At 72.0% G+C, this 17834-nt stretch carries 15 protein-coding genes; 9 read left to right on the plus strand and 6 right to left on the minus strand.

Going from position 1 to position 17834, the window contains the following annotated elements; all coding sequences use genetic code 11:
* Positions 1–1481: 1481 nt before the first annotated feature.
* From ACQPZQ_RS12290 to ACQPZQ_RS12310, 5 genes are all read left to right on the plus strand, one after another.
* Positions 1482–2849 (plus strand): GGDEF domain-containing protein, encoded by a 1368-nt coding sequence (locus ACQPZQ_RS12290; RefSeq protein ID WP_433295125.1) that lies wholly within the window; start codon positions 1482–1484, stop codon positions 2847–2849.
* A gap of 158 nt (positions 2850–3007) precedes the next feature.
* Positions 3008–4303 carry a GGDEF domain-containing protein gene (locus ACQPZQ_RS12295; RefSeq protein ID WP_433295127.1) on the plus strand — a complete coding sequence of 432 codons (1296 nt, stop codon included), beginning with the start codon at positions 3008–3010 and terminating at the stop codon, positions 4301–4303.
* A 46-nt stretch (positions 4304–4349) separates the two neighbouring features.
* Entirely contained in the window at positions 4350–6389 is a 2040-nt protein-coding gene (locus ACQPZQ_RS12300; protein WP_433295129.1) for a 1-deoxy-D-xylulose-5-phosphate synthase, read from the plus strand.
* A complete protein-coding gene (locus ACQPZQ_RS12305) occupies positions 6389–7054 on the plus strand; it encodes a response regulator transcription factor (RefSeq protein WP_241039179.1) in 666 nt (221 codons plus the stop codon). Before ACQPZQ_RS12300 ends, ACQPZQ_RS12305 begins: the two co-directional genes overlap by 1 nt.
* A gap of 11 nt (positions 7055–7065) precedes the next feature.
* Positions 7066–8295 (plus strand): sensor histidine kinase, encoded by a 1230-nt coding sequence (locus tag ACQPZQ_RS12310; RefSeq protein WP_433295131.1) that lies wholly within the window; start codon positions 7066–7068, stop codon positions 8293–8295.
* Here ACQPZQ_RS12310 and ACQPZQ_RS12315 read toward each other — a convergent pair whose 3' ends face one another.
* The 3 genes from ACQPZQ_RS12315 to ACQPZQ_RS12325 all read right to left on the minus strand — a co-directional run bounded on the left by ACQPZQ_RS12315 (position 8296) and on the right by ACQPZQ_RS12325 (position 11080).
* A complete protein-coding gene (locus tag ACQPZQ_RS12315; RefSeq protein ID WP_433299152.1) occupies positions 8296–9474 on the minus strand; it encodes an HRDC domain-containing protein in 1179 nt (392 codons plus the stop codon).
* 65 nt (positions 9475–9539) lie between these two features.
* Entirely contained in the window at positions 9540–10193 is a 654-nt protein-coding gene (locus ACQPZQ_RS12320) for a LuxR C-terminal-related transcriptional regulator (RefSeq protein WP_075949948.1), read from the minus strand.
* A gap of 305 nt (positions 10194–10498) precedes the next feature.
* On the minus strand, positions 10499–11080 hold the full coding sequence (locus ACQPZQ_RS12325) for a DUF3000 domain-containing protein (protein WP_433295133.1): 582 nt from the start codon (positions 11078–11080) through the stop codon (positions 10499–10501).
* A gap of 117 nt (positions 11081–11197) precedes the next feature.
* On the opposite strand from ACQPZQ_RS12325, the gene hemE reads away from it, so the two are divergent.
* From hemE to hemQ, 3 genes are all read left to right on the plus strand, one after another.
* Positions 11198–12259: a uroporphyrinogen decarboxylase gene (hemE, locus tag ACQPZQ_RS12330; RefSeq protein ID WP_433299154.1), complete on the plus strand. Its 1062-nt coding sequence runs from the start codon at positions 11198–11200 to the stop codon at positions 12257–12259.
* Positions 12256–13689: a protoporphyrinogen oxidase gene (gene hemG, locus ACQPZQ_RS12335; protein WP_433295135.1), complete on the plus strand. Its 1434-nt coding sequence runs from the start codon at positions 12256–12258 to the stop codon at positions 13687–13689. The genes hemE and hemG overlap by 4 nt, the downstream gene beginning before the upstream one ends.
* A gap of 88 nt (positions 13690–13777) precedes the next feature.
* Complete coding sequence (hemQ, locus tag ACQPZQ_RS12340; protein ID WP_433295137.1) at positions 13778–14473, plus strand: hydrogen peroxide-dependent heme synthase; 696 nt, start codon at positions 13778–13780, stop codon at positions 14471–14473.
* 23 nt (positions 14474–14496) lie between these two features.
* On the opposite strand, the gene ACQPZQ_RS12345 is transcribed toward hemQ, so the two are convergent.
* From ACQPZQ_RS12345 to ACQPZQ_RS12355, 3 genes are all read right to left on the minus strand, one after another.
* Positions 14497–15873 carry a hypothetical protein gene (locus tag ACQPZQ_RS12345; protein ID WP_433295139.1) on the minus strand — a complete coding sequence of 459 codons (1377 nt, stop codon included), beginning with the start codon at positions 15871–15873 and terminating at the stop codon, positions 14497–14499.
* A gap of 86 nt (positions 15874–15959) precedes the next feature.
* Positions 15960–16385, minus strand: coding sequence for a peptide-methionine (R)-S-oxide reductase MsrB (gene msrB / locus ACQPZQ_RS12350; RefSeq protein WP_433295141.1), 426 nt, complete (start codon positions 16383–16385; stop codon positions 15960–15962).
* 56 nt (positions 16386–16441) lie between these two features.
* A complete protein-coding gene (locus tag ACQPZQ_RS12355) occupies positions 16442–16747 on the minus strand; it encodes a hypothetical protein (protein ID WP_433295143.1) in 306 nt (101 codons plus the stop codon).
* A gap of 31 nt (positions 16748–16778) precedes the next feature.
* Here ACQPZQ_RS12355 and ligD point away from each other — a divergent pair, with 31 nt between their 5' ends.
* Positions 16779–17822 (plus strand): non-homologous end-joining DNA ligase, encoded by a 1044-nt coding sequence (gene ligD, locus ACQPZQ_RS12360; RefSeq protein WP_433295145.1) that lies wholly within the window; start codon positions 16779–16781, stop codon positions 17820–17822.
* The last annotated feature ends 12 nt before the right edge of the window (positions 17823–17834 follow it).

Here is a 17834-nt window from a genome sequence, read left to right on the forward strand (position 1 = left end):
GGTGGTTGTCGGTCACCAGTTGTGGTTGCGCATCGCGCGTCCTCCTTCCTTCATCGGTGCGACGGGTCCGGTTCACCAGTTGTGGTTGCGCATGGCGTGCTCTCCTTCGGGTCGGGCGGGGGTGTGGGGGTTGGTCACCAGTTGTGGTTGCGCACGGGGTGCTCTCCTTCGGGTCGGGCGGGGGTGTGGGGGTTGGTCACCAGTTGTGGTTGCGCACGGGGTGCTCTCCTTCGGGTCGGGCGGGGGTGTGGGGGTTGGTCACCAGTTGTGGTTGCGCACGGGGTGCTCTCCTTCGGGCTGGACGGGGCGCGGGAGTCGGTCACCAGTTGTGGTTGCGCACATGGCCTCCTTCACGGACGGGTGGTAGGGGTGAAGCCCGGGTTCACCAGTTGTGGTTGCGCATGTCGCGTCTCTCCTTCGGGATATGAGTGCGGGGGAGTGCTCACCAGTTGTGGTTGCGCATGACGTCCTCTCTTCCATTCGTGGGTGGTCTGCTGTGGTCTGGTCACCAGTTGTGGTTGCGCATTGCCACCTCCTTGGGCCGTGCGGGTGGTCGGGCTATTCGTCACCAGTTGTGGTTGCGCACGGGGCCTCCTCGCTCGGTGCGGCTTCGGGGCGGGTTCACCAGTTGTGGTTGCGCATGTCGCGTCTCTCCTTCGGGATATGAGTGCGGGGGAGTGCTCACCAGTTGTGGTTACGCATGACGTCCTCTCTTCCTTTTGCGGTCGGATGCCGGGGTGTGCTCACCAGTTGTGGTTGCGCATTGCCGCCTCCTTGCGTGCCGTGCGGGTCGTCGGGCGAGGGCTCACCAGTTGTGGTTGCGCACGGGTCCTCCTCTCTCGGGCCGGTCGGGGACGAGCGGTCTCACCAGTTGTGGTTGCGCACGAAGGCCTCCTCTGTGGGCCGGGTGACGGATGGGACGCGGTTCACCAGTTGTGGTTGCGCACGGGCACTCCTCGGCGGTCGGCGGGTAGCGGAGCGGTTCACCAGTTGTGGTTGCGCACGAAGCTCTCCTCGGTCGGTGCGGTCGGGGCGCTATGGCGGTTTCACCAGTTGTGGTTGCGCACGGCTCTCTCCTCCTCCTTAGGTGTTGACGCTTGACGCTCGCCCGAATCACCAGTTGTGGTTGCGCATGCCACTGCCTCCTCGCATCGCTCGTGTCGTCACTCAGCGGACGTCGTGAGGCGCCGACGCAGGCGTGAGTAGTCGAATTGCAGGAGAGATGCGCCGGCGGTCCCGCACAAGCGCTTCGGAGCACGAAGCGGACTTTGTTGCATACTTGTGTTGGTTTTCGCCGCGCGAACCTCGGAGCGCCGTGCATTCGGCCTACCTCACTGACCCGGAAGTGGGATCGTTACGGCCTGTCGCTCCGAGCCGCGTCACTGTGACACGAGCGGGTGTCCTCACTCCCCGAGTGGGTGGTCCTTGTCGTCGGGCTCCACTAGGCTTCGGCCCACGCCCAGCGGACACAGAGAGCGCGGATGGGAACTGACGAAGCCACTGAGAAGGGCAGTTCACGGGCGCGCGCGTTCGCCGTTCGGCAGTGGGCGGTCTGGTCGCTCCCCACGCGGCTGGTGGGCCCTGTGCTGCTCGTCGAGGCCACGTCGCTGGCGCTCGTCGTCCTCGGGCTGTTCGGCCACCCTCCGCTGACTCCTGGTCAGCTCCAGGTGGCGGTGGTGCTGTGTCTGCTCGGCATCGCCCACACCGAGGTCGCCCTCGGCGTCGAGCGTGTCCGCCGCCGGGTCACCGACGGCAACCACGTCGACCTCAGCTCGGTGTGGACGTTCGCGGCCGCGGTGGCCCTGCCCGCGTCGTACGCGGCGCTCGTGGCCGTGATCGTGCACTGCCATCTGTGGTGGCGCGCGTGGCGGCTGCGTGTCCCGCTCTACAAACAGGTGTTCAACACCGCCACCGTGGTGCTCGCGTGCCTCGCGGCCGCCACCGTCCTCGAGCGAGCCGGCGGTGGCACCGATCCCGGCAGTGACCACCAGCTCTGGGCCCTGGCGCTCGCGCTGCTCGTCTACACCACGGTCAACAGCTGTCTGGTGGCCGGCGCCATCGCGGTGAGCACCCCGGAGGCCAACCTCTCCAAGGTGTTCGCGCCATGGGACGAGAACATGCTGGAGATCGCCACCCTCTGCCTCGGTGCGCTCACCGCCGTCGCGCTCGGCATCAACCCGTGGCTCGTGCTGCTCGTCCTGCCACCCCTACTGGTGCTGCACCGCGCCGTTCTCGTCCGCCAGCTCGAACAGGCCGCCAGCACCGACGGCAAGACGGGGCTGCTCAACGCGGCCGCGTGGCACGCCCAGGCCGAGCGGGCCCTGCGCCGGGTGAGCCGCCACGACGGCGCCCGCGGCGTGCTCGTCCTCGACCTCGACCACTTCAAGCTGGTCAACGACACCCACGGTCACCTTGCGGGCGACCAGGTGCTCGCCGCCGTCGCCGACGCCCTGCGCACCGAGGTCCGTGATCGCGACCTCGTCGGCCGGTTCGGCGGCGAGGAGTTCGTGATCCTGCTCGGTGGCCTGGAGGGCAGCGGCACGGCGGAGCTCGAGGCGGTGGGGGAGCGGATCCGCCGTCGGGTCGCCGATCTGCGGGTGGAGATCCCCACCCCCGACGGTCCGCTGACGGTCGCCGGTCTGACGGTGTCGATCGGAGCGGCCATCTCGCCCGCCGAGGGCGGCGACCTCCGCACCCTGCTCCAGATCGCCGACACCGCCCTCTACACGGCCAAGCGCGCGGGGCGCAACGTGGTGCGGATGGGGTTCACGGTGCCCAGTCACCACGCCGTTCAGCACTCGCCCCACCTCTCTGCAGCGGCGGGCGAGCCGCCGGCTGCCACCGGCTGACAACACCCCGGAGTGACACCACTTCGATACAGAGGGTGACGACAAGGTCGACTAGTCCACCCCGAAGAGCGATCACGAACCTCCTGACACGTCAACTGCGGCTCACTAACCTCGGCGCCGCACCCGTTCTCGGTGTCGGCGAAAGGGGGATCGCGGTCGTGGACGAGCCGTTGTCGCCGACTTCGGGCAGGAACGACCTGTGGGCCCTGCCCCGGCGGGCGGTCGTCGTCGTCCTGGCCGTCGAGGTCTCCGCTGTCGCGCTCGTCGTCGCCGGTAGCGCCACGCCGCCGCCGGGAGCGATCGGGCTCGCCGTCTTCCTGACGGTGCTCAGCGTGGTGCACACCGAACTCGCCACCGGTATAGAGCGGATCCGGCGGCGCGCGGCCCAGACCGCTTACTTCGACCTGAGCTCCGTGTGGACGTTCGCGGCCGCGCTGCTGCTCCCGCCGATGCTCGCCGCGGCCGTCATCGCGGCGGTGTACCTCCACCTGTGGCAGCGGGTGTGGCGGCCGGCGAAGGTGCCGCTGCACCGGCACGTCTACACCACAGCCACCGTGGTGCTCGCGGCCAACGCGGCGCACGCCGTGGTACAGGGGGCGGGCGGCCTGCCCACCGCCGCCGCTGATCTGGGCGGCGTCGCCGGGATCGCGCTCGCCGTGCTGCTCTACGTCCTGGTCAACGCGGTGCTCGTCGCCGTGGTGATCGTCCTCACCAGCGAGCGCCCCGGGCTGCGGGACATCTTCGGCGGGTGGGACGACAACGCCGTCGAGATCGCCACCATCTGCATGGGTGCCCTGGCCGCCGTCGCGCTCGGCTCCACGCCGGGCCTCGTGGCTCTCGTCCTGCCACCGATCCTCGTGCTGCACCGCGCCGTGCTCGTCCGGCAGCTCGAGGAGGTGGCGAGCACCGACGCCAAGACAGGGCTCCTGAACGCCGCGGCCTGGCAGGTGCAGGGCGCGCGGATCGTGCGCCGCGTGCACCGCTCACGCGGCACGGCCGCCGTGCTGATCCTCGATCTCGACCACTTCAAGCTGGTGAACGACTCCTACGGACACCTCGCAGGCGACGAGGTGCTGGCCGCGGTGGCGACGGAGCTGCGCAACTCGGTACGCGAGCAGGACATCGTGGGCCGGTTCGGCGGTGAGGAGTTCGTGGTGCTGCTGCCCGACCTCGCTCCCGGACCGGACGGGAACACCGAGATGCGCACCATCGCCGAGCGCCTCCGCAAGCGCGTGGCGGAGCTCGTGGTCCCGGTCGGCACCCCGGACGGCGACCTCAGCATCTCGGGCCTGTCCATCTCCGTGGGGGGCGCCGCGGTGCCGAACGAGGGCACCACCCTCGAACAGGTGCTGAACGCCGCCGACGCATCGCTGTACGCAGCGAAGCGTGACGGGCGCAACCTGGTGCGCTTCGCTGGACCGGTGGAGATCCCTGGCCCGCGCAGCGGCACCTGAACGCCACCATGAAGCCGGTGCGGGCTGCCTCTCGTAAGCTGGGTCGGTGACCGTGTTGCGATCGATCCGCGGACCGGCCGATCTCAAGCGACTGGGGGCCGACCAGCTCGCCCCTCTTGCCGCGGAGATCCGCAGAGAGCTCGTGGCCTCGGTCTCCCGCACCGGCGGGCACCTGGGCCCCAACCTCGGCGTCGTCGAACTGACCATCGCGCTGCATCGCGTGTTCGACTCCCCGCGCGACACGCTGATCTGGGACACCGGACACCAGGCGTACGTGCACAAGATGCTCACCGGCCGTCAGAACGGCTGGGAGCAGCTCAAGAAGACCGGCGGTCTCTCCGGCTATCCGTCCCGGGCGGAGAGCGAGCACGACCACGTCGAGAACAGCCACGCGTCCACCTCGCTGTCGTGGGCCGACGGCATCGCGCGCGCCTACGCGCTCACCGGGCAGCAGCGCCACGTCGTCGCCGTGATCGGCGACGGTGCGCTCACCGGCGGGATGGCCTGGGAGGCGTTGAACAATATCGCCACCGGTGGACGCAGGCCCAGCGCCGACGCCGCCGTCGGGCGCGGCCCGGGCGCCATCGGGGGCGCGTCCGGTGTGGACGACCCCGCGGCCCGTACGCCCGGTGCCGGGGACCGCAACATCGTCATCGTGGTCAACGACAACGGCCGCTCGTACTCGCCGACGATCGGCGGGCTGGCCGACCGGCTGGCCACGCTGCGCCTGCAGCCGGGCTACGAGCGTGTGCTCGACGCCGGCAAGCAGGCGCTCGCGCGCACTCCGGTGGTCGGCAACGCCCTCTACTCCGGACTGCACGCGCTCAAGGCGGGCATGAAGGACGCGCTGAGCCCGCAGGAGCTCTTCTCCGACCTCGGCCTCAAGTACTTCGGCCCCGTCGACGGGCACGACATCGCCGCGATGGAGTCGGCGCTGCGCCGCGCCCGCCACTTCGGCGGCCCGGTGATCGTCCACGCCGTCACGCGCAAGGGCGCGGGCTACCCGCCCGCGGAGAACGACACCGCCGAGCAGATGCACAGCCCGTCCGCGTTCGACCCGGAGACGGGGCTCCCGACCGGGCCTCCGTCCGTCGGCTGGACGAGCGTCTTCTCCGAGGAGATGGTGGCGCTCGGCACGCGGCGGCCCGACGTCGTCGCGATCACGGCGGCGATGCTCGGCCCCACCGGCCTCGCCCCGTTCGCCGCGGCGTTCCCCGAGCGCTGCATCGACGTCGGCATCGCCGAGCAGCACGCGCTCACCTCCGCCGCCGGACTCGCGGCGGGCGGCCTGCATCCCGTCGTCGCCCTGTACTCGACGTTCCTCAACCGGGCCTTCGACCAGCTGCTGATGGACGTGGCGCTGCACGGCAAGGCCGTCACCCTCGTGCTGGACCGTGCCGGCGTCACCGGCAACGACGGGCCGTCGCACAACGGGATGTGGGACCTGTCGGTGCTCGGGATCGTGCCCGGCATGCGGGTGGCGGCGCCACGCGACGCGCACACGCTGCGGGAGGAGTTGGCGGAGGCGGTCGCCGTCGACGACGGGCCGACGGCCATCCGGTTCCCCAAGGGCGCCGTGATCGAGTCGGTGCCCGCCGTGCGCCGTATCGACGGCGTCGACGTCCTGCGTGAGCCCGGCCCGGCAGCCGACCGGAGCTCCACCGTGCTCATGGTGTGCGCCGGGGCATTCGGTGAGCTGGGCGTCGCGGCCGCGCAGCGGCTGGAGCAGCAGGGCATCACGGTCACCGTCGTCGACCCGCGCTGGGTGCTGCCGGTGCCGGAGGTGCTCGTGCGCCTGGCGCGCGACCACCGGCTCGTCGTCACGGTCTCCGACTGCGGACGCCACGGCGGGTTCGGTTCCGCCCTCGCCGACGCGCTGCGTGCCGCCGAGTGCGACGTCCCGCTGCGCGACCTCGCGATCCCGCAGCAGTTCCTCGACCACGGCAGCCGGGCCGACGTGCTCGCCGCCGCCGGACTGACCGCGCAGGACGTGTCGCGGCGGGTCACCGAGTGGGCTGCTGCCCTCCCCGGCTTCCAGGTCGTCGACGAGCCCGCGCCGTCGGCCCGGGGAGAGCAGGCGCGCTGATGCGCGTTCTCATCGTCGAGGACGAACGGGCGCTGGCCGACGCCGTGGCACGTGGACTACGCCGGGAGGGCATGGCCGTCGACGTCGCCTACGACGGCGACACGGGCCACGAGAAGTCGGTCGTCACGCGCTACGACGTGGTGGTGCTCGATCGGGATCTGCCCGGGATGTCGGGCGACCGGCTGTGCGCCGAGATCGTCGCCTCCGGGGCCACCACGCGGGTGCTGATGCTCACCGCCAGCGGCACGCTGGCCGACAAGATCGACGGCCTGTCCCGCGGCGCCGACGACTACCTCGCCAAGCCGTTCGACTTCCCCGAACTCGTGGCTCGCTGCCGTGCGCTCGGCCGCCGGGCCACCCCGGCCGTGCCGCCGTTGCTCACCGCAGGCGATCTCGCGCTCGACCCGGCCCGGCGTACCGTGCTCCGGGCCAACCGGCCCGTTGAGCTGACGCGCAAGGAGTTCGGCGTGCTGGAGGTGCTGCTCGGTGCGGGCGGCGCGGTGGTGAGCAGCGAGGAGTTGCTGGAGCGCGTCTGGGACGAGAACGCCGACCCGTTCACCACCACCGTCCGGGTCACGGTGATGACCCTGCGCAAGAAGCTCGGTGAGCCCGGTGTGATCGAGACCGTGGTCGGCGCGGGTTACCGGGTGCCGGCCGCAGGCTGACGAGGGCTGCCATGGCCGAACCAGCAAGGCCGGTGGCGAGGGTGCAGGAGCCCGCGCAGGGCGCCGTGCGCCCCGATGGGAGCGAGCAGGCGCCTCCCCCGGGCGCCTGGTGGCGGTTCGGTGGCCGGAGTGTCGGACTGCGTCCGCGGCTGACGCTGGTCAGCACGGTCGTCGTGGCGCTGGTGAGTGCGCTGCTGCTGTGGCTGGGCTGGTTGCTGGTCGGGGGAGTGGCCCGGGCCGTTCCGTCGCTGCCGCCCGGCACCACCGTTCGCGTTGGCGACGTGGCCGTGCCCGCCGAGCAGCTCCAGGACGCGGTCGGCGCCGCCGCGCGGGCCGACGTGCTACGGGCGGGGCTGATCGCCTTCCCGCTCCTCGTCGTGGCGGCTGCGGTGGTGTCGTGGGTGCTGGTCGGCCGGGTGCTCGGCCCGCTGCACGCCGTCACGGCCACGGCGCGGAGGCTCACCGTCGAGTCGCTGGACACCCGCACGGGGGTGCGCGACGCACGCGGTGAGGTCGCAGAGCTGGCGGCGGGCTTCGACGCGATGCTGGACCGGCTGCAGGCGGCGTTCGACGCTCAGCGGCGCTTCGTCGCCAACGCCAGCCACGAGCTGCGGACGCCGCTGTCGGTGTTGCGCACAGAGGTGGACGTCACGCTCTCCGACCCTGCGGCCGACGTCACGGAGCTGCGCCGGATGGCCGAGGTGGTCCGGCAGGCCACCCGTCGTGCCGACGATCTCATCGCCGGTCTGCTGCTCCTGGCCCGTACCGAGGGTGCCGAGCTGGCCGACGTGCGGCCCGTCGACCTCGCCGCGCTCGCGGGGCCCGCACTGGCCGCTGTGCGCGCCGACGTGGCCGCGCGGGGGCTGCGGGTGCAGGTCCGCGCCGCGCCCGCTCCGACCAGGGGTGATCCCGTGCTGCTCGAGCGCGTGGCCGGGAACCTGCTGGAGAACGCGGTGCGGCACAACGTGACCGGCGGTTGGGTGGACGTCTGCACCGGGGTACGCGACGGCTCCGCCGAGCTGCGGGTGACCTCGAGTGGCCCGATGATCCCCGCCGAGCGTGTGCCCGAGCTGTTCGAGCCCTTCCGGCGTGGACCGGTGGAGCGCACCGCCGACACACCGGGCTCGGGGCTGGGGCTCTCGATCGTGCGAGCGGTGGTGCAGGCACACGGCGGAATCGTGCGCGGCGAACCGGTGCCCGGTGGCGGCCTCACGGTGACGGTGCGACTGCCGGCGGGGTGATCAGCTGCGGGCCTGGAGCGCGGCCTCCAGGAGCGGCGTGAGCAGCTCGACCTGCCATGGCCGGGCGCCGCCCGCCCGCAGGGCCGCGGGCACGTCCCCGTCGGCCGGTGGCGACCAGCACAGGCGGCGGAGGAGATCGGGCTGCAGCAGGTTCTCCACCGGCACGGACCGCTCCTGGCTGACGCCCGCGACCGCGGCGCGGGCGGCGGCGAGGCGGGCGGCCGCATCGGGATCGCGATCTGGCCAGCGACCTACCGGAGGCGGCCCGTCCGCGGGCGGAGCGACCTTGGGTAGCTCGGCGGGGTCGAGCGCCGCGGCCTGCCGGAGCGCGCCGAACCAGTAGCCCGTGAGGCGCCGCTGGGAGCGCCCGCGGAAGACCGGTAGCTCGGAGAGCTCGTTCGGCGACGCGGGTGCGGACGAAGCGGCCTCGATGATCGCCGAATCGGGAAGGACACGACCGGGTGCGATGTCGCGTTCCGCCGCAAGCCGGTCGCGTGCCTCCCACAGGGCCCGGACGATGGCGAGGGCACGCGGCTTGCGCAGCTTGTGCAGGCCCGAGGTGCGCCGCCACGGTTCGGCTCGGGGCGGGGGTGGGCCGGCCGTGCGCACGGCCTCGAACTCCTGCTTCGCCCACTCCAGCTTGCCCTGTTCGGCGAGCAGGCCTGCCAGCACGTCGCGCAGCTCGACCAGCACCTCGACGTCGAGTGCCGCGTAGACGAGCCAGTCCTCGGGAAGGGGGCGGCGTGACCAGTCGGCAGCGCCGTGACCCTTCTCCAGGCTGAGGCCGAGCATCTGCTCCACCAATGGCCCGAGGCCGACGCGCGGAAGCCCGGCCAGCCGTCCGGCCAACTCGGTGTCGAACAGCTCCGACGGGGTGAGGCCCGTCTCGGCGAGGCACGCCAGATCCTGGTTCGCCGCGTGCAGCACCCACTCCGCGCCGTCGAGAGCCGATGCGAGCTCAGAAAGATCGCTCCGCAACGGAATCGGATCGATGAGGGCCGTACCCGCACCGGCTCTGCGCAGTTGTACGAGATAAGCGCGCTGCGAATACCGGAAGCCCGACGCCCGCTCGGCGTCCACCGCGATGGGTCCGCTGCCCGCAGCGAAAGCCTCCGCGGTGCGCAGCAGCGCATCGCGGTGGCTGACGACCCCGGTGAGCCCATCGCGGGGCGCCAGCAGCGGAACGGGTGGAGGAACGGGTGACGGAGCGTCCGGCTCGTGTGCGTGGTGCTGAGGTTCTGCGGTCAGCGGATGACCCCGGCACGCATCGCAAGAGCAACCATCTGGGCGCGGTCACCCGTGCCGAGCTTGCGCCCGATCCGGGAGAGGTGGCTCTTGACCGTGAGAGCCGAGAGGCTCAGGGCCTCCCCGATCTCCTTGTTGGACTGCCCGTCGGCCACGAGCTGGAGCACCTCGACCTCGCGGGCGGAGAGCTCGCGCGGCGTGTTGTCGGTGCCCGGCACCCGCGTGCCTGTGGCGAGCAGAGGTGCCACCGTCGGATCGGCGTAGACACCGCCGTCGAGCACCCGCTTGACGCCGTCGGTGACGATCGCCGCCGACGCCGATTTCAGCAGGTAGGCCTGCGCCCCGGCCTGGAACGCCGAGCGGACCGCGTACGGGTCGTCCGAGGACGCCAGCACGACGAGCCTGTTCCAGCCCAGCGAGCGCAGTTCGGTGACGAGGTCGAGCCCGCTGCCGTCGGGCAGGCCGAGATCGAGTATCGCGAGGTCGCATGGCCCGTTGGCATGGGCTCGCGCCCGCGCCTCGGCCACCGATGCGGCCTCGTACACCGTGCCTGCTCCCATGGAACGCAGCCGCGCGGCGATCGCCTCGCGTAGGAGCGGGTGGTCGTCGACCACCAGCACCGAGAACAGCTCTTCCCGCGGATGCGGGACCATCGCGGGCGACAGCACAGCACCCGGAGTGCCGCGAGCTGGTGCGCCCTGGCCCACAACGGCCACGTCACTACCTCCCTGGAGTCGGTCGTTGCCCCCCGACCGGCACCAGAACCCCGGTCGGATGGAGCTGTCGCCCGACCGCCCGAGGAGGTGTCGTGGAGGAAGCGTAGCCCCCCAAGCGGTCTAACGTCGTGTGGTGGTTCGAAGTTCTCCGGGTGAAAGTTACAGCGTTGTCGATATCCATCCACCCACACGGGTGATGGGACTGATCACGTCCGGGGTGGAATGCGCAGGTCGCAGCGCATTCAGTGTGTTCGGTGACCGAGCGGAAGCACCCCGACCGGCGGCAGACCGGCCGCCGAGGCCACGAGACCGCAGAATGCCTCTGCGTGACGGGACAGATCCGGTGCGGTAGGTGTCCACGAGGCGCGCAGCTCCACGTCGTCGTCGCGGCGCGGACCTGCGATGTCGCCGAAGCGTACCGAGGACGTCTGGGTGACTGTGCCGCCGAGGGCAACGTACTCCGCACCGCAATGGTCCAGGGCCTCTGTGAGCCATGACCATCCGACGACGGGCAGCATTTCGTCGCCGAGCTGTTCCGGATCGAGGCGGGCCTGCACGAAACACACGAGCCTGAACGTTCCCTCCCACGCCTCCTGGCCGGCGGGATCGTGCAGCAGGATCAGGCGGCCGGAGGTGTCGGGCTCGTCGAGGTCCTCACCTGGGCTGCGGCCGGCGTCCGCCTCCACGCTGAACGCCCACGTGTACGGGGCGAGCCGGGGTGGCGCCTCCAGGGCCGAGACGAGCAGTTCGGGCCTCGGTCGGACAGCGCGCAGGGAGGCGACCGCCTCCAGGAACTCCGGGGGTTGCGCGGTCGCGTCGGGCACGAGCGATCACTCTAGGTCGCTCTCCGTATTCGGGTGCCGAGGCGCGCCGCGCGATCGCACGCCCGAAGGTGCACGGACGGGTGATCAACTTCGGGTCCGTGCGACCATGAGGTCATGATGCTCGACTCCGCGCGTGTGGCTCGGCGTGACCTGCGTTCCGCGCCGCTGCTCGCCGCGGCGCGTGGCGAGGTCCCCGCGCACCTCCCGGTCTGGTTCATGCGGCAGGCGGGGCGTTCGCTGCCCGAGTACCGCGCGCTGCGCGCCAGCACCGGCATCGGCATGCTGCAGTGCTGCCTCACGCCGGATCTGGCGTGCGAGATCACGCTCCAGCCGGTGCGCCGCCACGGCGTCGATGCGGCGGTCCTCTACAGCGACATCGTCGTGCCCCTCTACATCGCGGGCGTCGGCGTGGACATCGTGCCGGGCACGGGGCCGGTGGTCGCCGAGCCGGTACGCACGATGGCCGACGTCGATCGCATCCCGCGGCTGCACGCCGAGCAGGTCGCCCCGGTGGCCGACGCGATCGGCCTGCTGCTGCGCGAGCTGGGGAACACCCCGCTCATCGGTTTCGCCGGCGCCCCGTTCACCCTCGCGTCCTACCTCGTGGAGGGCGGCCCCAGCCGCAACCACGAGCGGACGAAGGCGCTCATGCGGTCCGCCCCCGAGGTCTGGCACGCGCTGATGGGCCGGCTCGCCGAGACCACCGAGGTGTTCCTGCGGGCCCAGATCGACGCAGGCGTCGACGCCGTCCAACTGTTCGACTCGTGGGCCGGGGCGCTCTCGGAGCGCGACTACAGGGCCTACGCCCAGCCGCACTCGGCCAAGGTGCTCACCGGGCTCGCCGACGCCGGTGTGCCGCGGATCCACTTCGGTGTGGGCACTGGCGAGATGCTCGGCGCCATGGCGGAGGCGGGCGCCGACGTCGTGGGCGTCGACTGGCGCATCCCGCTCGACGAGGCCGCGCGCCGGCTCGGCTACGCCCATGCGGTGCAGGGCAACCTCGACCCCGCCGTGCTCTTCGCCGACTGGGCGTCCATCGAGGCCGAGACCCGCCGGATCGTCGAGGAGGGACACCGGGCGCCGGGCCACATCTTCAACCTCGGCCACGGGGTGCTGCCCAGCACGGATCCGGACGTCCTCACCCGGCTCGTCGACCTGGTGCACGGCCTGCAGCCGTGACGAACGGCACGACCTCGTCCGGCGCCCCGCGGATCGCCGTGGTGGGCGCAGGCGTCTCCGGGCTCGCCGCGGCACACCGGCTGCGCGCGCGGCTCGGCTCCGGCGCGACGATCACGGTGCTCGAGCAGCGCGACCGCACCGGAGGCGTGCTGCGCACTGTCGACCTCGCCGGCGTGCCCTATGACGTCGGCGCGGAGGCGTTCCTGGCCAGGCGCCCCGAGATGGCGGTTCTGCTCGCCGAGCTGGGGCTCAGCGGCGAGCAGGTGCACCCCACTGCGGCGAAGGCGTCGCTGCGGGCCGGCGGGCACAGCGCGGCGCTGCCCGCCGCCACCCTGCTCGGGGTGCCTACGAGCGCCGCCCGGCTCGACGGCCTGCTCTCCGCGGCCGGGCTGGCCACCGTCGCCGCCGAGCCTGCCCTGCCGCTGGGCTGGGAGCGTGGGGGCGACGTCGCGCTAGGCGGGTTGCTGCGCGAGCGGTTCGGCGAGGAGCTCGCCGACCGCCTCGCCGACCCGTTGCTGGGCGGGGTCTACTCGGGCCGGGTCGACGCGCTCGGCCTGCGGGCCACCATCCCCGCTCTCGCCGCTGCCCTCGACGACGGCGCCCCGTCCCTGACGGCTGCGGCCGACGCGGCCACCCCGGCTCCTCCGCCCGCTCGCGGGGATGCCCCGGCGCCCGTCTTCGGTGCCCTCTCCGGTGGCTACCGGGTGCTCCTCGACGCCCTCGCGGCCGAGGCGGACGCCCACGTGCGGCTCGGCACCACGGTCCGGGAGCTGTGTCCCCAGGAGACCGGCTGGCGGCTCACCCTGGGGCCCACCACGGCCCCAGAGGGGCTCGACGTGGACGCCGTGGTGCTGGCGATCCCGGCACCCGCGGCAGCCCGGCTGCTGTCCGAGGCGGCGCCGTCCGCCGCCCGTGCCGCGGCGGAGATCGAGCTGGCCTCCTCGGTCGTCGTCGCGCTGGCCTACCGCGGCGAGGACACGGCGGGCCTCCCGCCCACCTCTGGTGTGCTGATCGCCACCGGGGAGCCGCTGTCGGCGAAGGCCTTCACGCACTCGACGAACAAGTGGTCCCACCTGTCGCCCGACGGCCTGGTCCGGCTGCGCGCGTCCCTCGGCCGGTTCGGCGAGGCCGCCACCCTGCAGGTCGACGACGCCGAGCTCGTCCGCCGGGTCCGGGCCGATCTCGCCACGCTCACCGGGATCTCGGCCGAACCTGTCGCCGTCCACGTCCAGCGCTGGGGCGGGGGCCTGCCGCAGTACGGGGTGGGTCACCTCGACCGTGTGCGGGCGATCGAGCACGGGCTCCCCGCTGGGCTCGCCGTGGCGGGGTCGGCCCTGCACGGCGTGGGGGTCCCGGCGTGCATCGGCACGGGCCGAGCGGCCGCCGACCGGCTCGTCGAGCACCTGACGGCGCATCCCGCGCCAGTGTGACCGCATTCCACGTGAACGGCCCGTTCGCCCGGTTTCAGTGATCGAGAGTGCCGTTCGTGCGGTGCCTGCGCAGTGGCAGGATGGAGGCATGGCTCGTCTCGACTATGCCGACCTGAACGCCACCATCCGCTACACCATGTGGTCGGTGTTCCGGGTGGAGCCGGGGAAGCTCGGTGAGGACCGCACCGCGACGGCCGCGCAGTTCACGGAGTTCCTCGACGCGCTGGCCGACAAGGGTGTGGCCGTCCGCGGCGTGTACGACCTCGCGGGGATGCGTGCCGACGCGGACTTCATGATCTGGTGGCACGCCGAGAACGTCGAGGCGTTGCAGGCCGCGTACGCCGACCTCCGCCGCACCACCGCGCTCGGCCGCGTCCTCGCACCGGTCTGGAGCCAGGTGGCGCTGCACCGCCCGGCTGAGTTCAACAAGAGCCACCTGCCCGCGTTCATCGCGGGGGAGGACCCCAAGCACTACGTCTGCGTCTACCCCTTCGTGCGGTCGCTGGACTGGTACCTCCTGCCCGACGACGAGCGCCGCCAGATGCTCGCCGACCACGGCATGCAGGCCCGCGGCTACCCCGACGTTCGCGCCAACACCGTGCCGGCCTTCGCGCTGGGCGACTACGAGTGGATCCTCGCCTTCGAGGCCGACCAGCTCGACCGGATCGTCGACCTCATGCGGCACCTGCGGGCCACGGAGGCGCGCAGGCACGTCCGGCAGGAGGTGCCGTTCTTCACCGGGCCGCGGGTGCAGCCGAGCGAGCTCGTCGTCTCCTTCCCCTGATCGTCCGGTTCGGCTGACCGCGCTCAGGGGCAGGGCGCGAACAACGGGCGCGTGTTGTCCTCGCCGGGGCTGCCGCTCGCGGAGTAGGCGGCCGCATCGGTGAAGCGGCAGCCGAAGTCCGGGTCGGCCACGGTCTCGGGGTCCGTCACGTCGTCGCCGTCGGGCCGTGTGCCGTCCTCTACCCAGGCCACGAGGTCGTCCCACGCCTGGCCGGCCTCGGCGGGGGAGAACTCGCAGTGGCCGGTGGCGCGGATCGCCCGCTGCACGAGGAGCTCGTCGCGGCCGGCCGCCTGCACCTCCTGCGCGTAGATCTGCTCCATGGAGAACGGCACGAACATGTCGCCGAGGTCGTGCAGCGACAGCACGGGCGCGTCCGGCTTGCCGAACACCTGCGCGACGGGGGTGAGATCGCGGGACTCCCGCGTGCGCTCGTCGGCCACTTCCACGCGCTGCACGTCCGCGTCGAGGTCGACCGGCTCGTCGGGGGCGTAGTCGGTGCCGACGTTGCCTGCCACGACCCCGGGATCGGCGGCCACGCCCTCGACGGGTGTCGGCGACGCGTCCGGCACGCCGAGGCCGAACAGGTAGTCCTTCCAGTAGGCGAACGAGGCGTCGGTGCCGGGTCGCGGACCGCCGGAGTCGAGCACGGTGGCCGCCCGTAGCTGCTGTGCAGCCGGGGTGTCGACGGCTGGGTTGCCGTCGGCGAGCCCGAGACCGCCGTAGATCCGTGGGAGCACCGCCGTGGCGAAGTCGGGACCCGCCGGGTAGGCCGGCACGTCGGCCAGAGCGCCTGCGGTCAGCTGGTAGTCGAGGAAGTAGTCGAAGAGCTCGTGGTCGCCGAGCACGCCGCACATCGGCAGCGCGCCGGCGTAGGTACCGGGGTGTTCCTCCAGCGCCCGGGCCACCACGTGCCCGCCCATCGAGACGCCCGCGAGGTACGTCCGCTCCGGTGCCCTGACGAGCTCGGTGAACTCCGTCGCCAGTGCCGCAGTGGACTGCACGCCGGAGGCGACGTCGTAACCGTTGCGGTCGTAGGACGACGCCGCCCACGCGTATCCCTGCGCGATGAACCGCTCCCGCAGCCCGTACGGCGGCGCGTCGACCGTGAGGTCCGCGCCGTTGCCGCGGAAGCCGTGGGCCCACAGGACGAGGTCGCCGTTCCACTGCGGCGGGACCTCGGCCGCGTAGCCCGCGTGTTCGTTGATCCCGACGAAGAGCGTGGTCTCGCCGCCGCCCACGGGAAGCGGGTCGAGCTCGGGCAGCACGATCATGTAGCCCGGCCACGGCCTGCTCCCGTTGAGGCCGTCATCCGGCGGATCCGCCGCCGCGACTCCCGGTGTCCACGCAGTCAGTCCGATCACGCCGGCCAGCAGGATGTGCAGCGGACGGGAACGCGGCATGGAGAACCTCCGGCGCGGCGACTGGGTGTGGATCACACTCCTACCGGTCGGGCGAGCCGGATAAAAGAGCTGAGCGGAGGAGATCGCTAGGAGTTGTCGGGCTCCAGACGCAGCGAGATCGAGTTGATGCAGTAGCGCAGGTCGGTGGGTGTGCCGTAGCCCTCGCCCTCGAAGACGTGCCCGAGGTGGCTGTGGCAGTTGGCGCACAGCACCTCCACGCGCTTCATCCCCAAGCTCGTGTCGACGCGCTCGATCACGGCGTCGCCCGCGAGCGGGGTGAAGAACGAGGGCCAGCCGCAGTGCGACTCGAACTTGGTGTCGGAACGGAACAGCTCGGCACCGCACGCCCGGCAGGAGTAGACGCCGGCGGTCTTGGTGTCGGTGTACTCACCGGTGAACGCCCGCTCCGTGCCGGCCTTGCGCAGGACCTGGTACTCGGCGGGGGTGAGCTGCTCGCGCCACTCGGCGTCGGTCTTGACGACCTTCGGTGGTTGATCGGTCTGGGGATCCATGCTCTCCAGACTATGTCCGGATGCGCCCTTCGTGCCGCCGAGCGGGGTCGTGCCCGCTAGAGCCAGGTGACCAGCACGAACACCAGGGCTTCCCAGACGATGTAGGCCGCCACCGCGAGAAGCAGCATGACCACCACCACGGCCGCCCAGCGTCGGCCGCCCTCCGCCCGGTTGGCGGAGTCGGCGAAGTTGCTCACGCCCGCGATATAGCCCTCCACCGTGTACGCGGGGCCGTGCTGCTGCATGCGGTCCAGGTGCGCGGCGAAGGCCTGGGCTTCGGGGTCGTCGGGGTCCAGGCCGATCAGCTCGTCGTCGAACTGCCGTGACCTGGTTGTGCGTTTCGGGTCGTGGAGTTCGCGCATCGGTCGAGGGTAGCCGGTAGCGTGCGCCACCGTGGCGAGCAAGAGCGCGGTGGTGCTCACCGTCCCCGGGCCGCACGGCCCCCGTGAAGTGCGGCTGACCAGCGCCGACCGGGTGTACTTCCCGGAGCGCGGGATCACGAAGGGCGAGGTGGTCGAGTACTACCGCGCCGTGGCGGGGCCGCTGCTCGGGGTGCTGCGTGATCGGCCGACCAACCTCAAGCGTTACCCCGACGGGGTCGACGGCGAGCCGTTCTACTCGAAACGGCTGCCGAAGGGCGCCCCCGACTACGTCGAGACCGCGCGGGTGACGTTCCCGAGCGGGCGCACCGCCGAGTCGCTCTGCCCCACGGAGCAGGCCGTGCTGGTGTGGGCGGCGAACATGGGCACGTTCGACTTCCACCCCTGGCCCGTGCGCCGCGCCGACACCGACCGTCCGGACGAGCTGCGCATCGACCTCGACCCCCAGCCGGGCACCGACTTCGCCGACGCGAAGGAGGTGGCGGGCGTGTTGTGCGAGGTGCTCGACGAGGCCGGTCTGGTGGGCTGGCCCAAGACCTCCGGCGGCCGGGGCATCCACGTCTTCTCCCGGATCCGGCCCGAGTGGGACTTCATCGCGGTCCGGCACGCGGTGATCGCGATCGCGCGCCGGGTGGCCGAGCGGCTGCCGGCGAAGGCCACCGTCGACTGGTGGAAGGAGGAGCGCGGCGAGCGCGTGTTCCTCGACTACAACCAGGCCGCGCGCGACCGCACGGTCGCCTCCGCGTGGTCGGTTCGCGGGCGTCCGCGGGCCACGGTGTCGATGCCGGTCACCTGGGACACGCTTCCCGATGTCGAGCCGGAGGACTTCGACGTCAGGACGGTGCCGGGTCTGTTCGCGGAGCGCGGCGACCCGCACAAAGGTATGGACGATGCGATCGGCGGCCTCGAGACCGTGCTCGACTGGTATGCCGCCGACGAGCGCGACCGCGGGCTCGGCGACCTGCCCTACCCGCCCGAGTACCCCAAGATGCCCGGCGAGCCGATGCGGGTGCAGCCGAGCCGCGCCCGCCGCGTGACCAGCGAGGACAGTGGCTGAACGGCCCGATCG

It is taken from the genome of Pseudonocardia sp. CA-142604 (assembly GCF_050948475.1).
Taxonomy (GTDB): Bacteria; Actinomycetota; Actinomycetes; order Mycobacteriales; family Pseudonocardiaceae; genus Pseudonocardia; species Pseudonocardia alaniniphila.

What these genes read in the sequence shown, in the direction of transcription:
- ACQPZQ_RS12305 (WP_241039179.1), top strand. Translation starts at nt 6,389, where the DNA reads ATGCGCGTTCTCATCGTCGAGGACGAACGGGCGCTGGCCGACGCCGTG.
- ACQPZQ_RS12355 (WP_433295143.1), bottom strand. Translation starts at nt 16,747, where the DNA reads ATGCGCGAACTCCACGACCCGAAACGCACAACCAGGTCACGGCAGTTC.
- ACQPZQ_RS12310 (WP_433295131.1), top strand. Translation starts at nt 7,066, where the DNA reads ATGGCCGAACCAGCAAGGCCGGTGGCGAGGGTGCAGGAGCCCGCGCAG.
- ACQPZQ_RS12320 (WP_075949948.1), bottom strand. Translation starts at nt 10,193, where the DNA reads ATGGTCCCGCATCCGCGGGAAGAGCTGTTCTCGGTGCTGGTGGTCGAC.
- ACQPZQ_RS12345 (WP_433295139.1), bottom strand. Translation starts at nt 15,873, where the DNA reads ATGCCGCGTTCCCGTCCGCTGCACATCCTGCTGGCCGGCGTGATCGGA.
- hemE (WP_433299154.1), top strand. Translation starts at nt 11,198, where the DNA reads ATGCTCGACTCCGCGCGTGTGGCTCGGCGTGACCTGCGTTCCGCGCCG.
- hemQ (WP_433295137.1), top strand. Translation starts at nt 13,778, where the DNA reads ATGGCTCGTCTCGACTATGCCGACCTGAACGCCACCATCCGCTACACC.
- msrB (WP_433295141.1), bottom strand. Translation starts at nt 16,385, where the DNA reads ATGGATCCCCAGACCGATCAACCACCGAAGGTCGTCAAGACCGACGCC.
- ACQPZQ_RS12290 (WP_433295125.1), top strand. Translation starts at nt 1,482, where the DNA reads ATGGGAACTGACGAAGCCACTGAGAAGGGCAGTTCACGGGCGCGCGCG.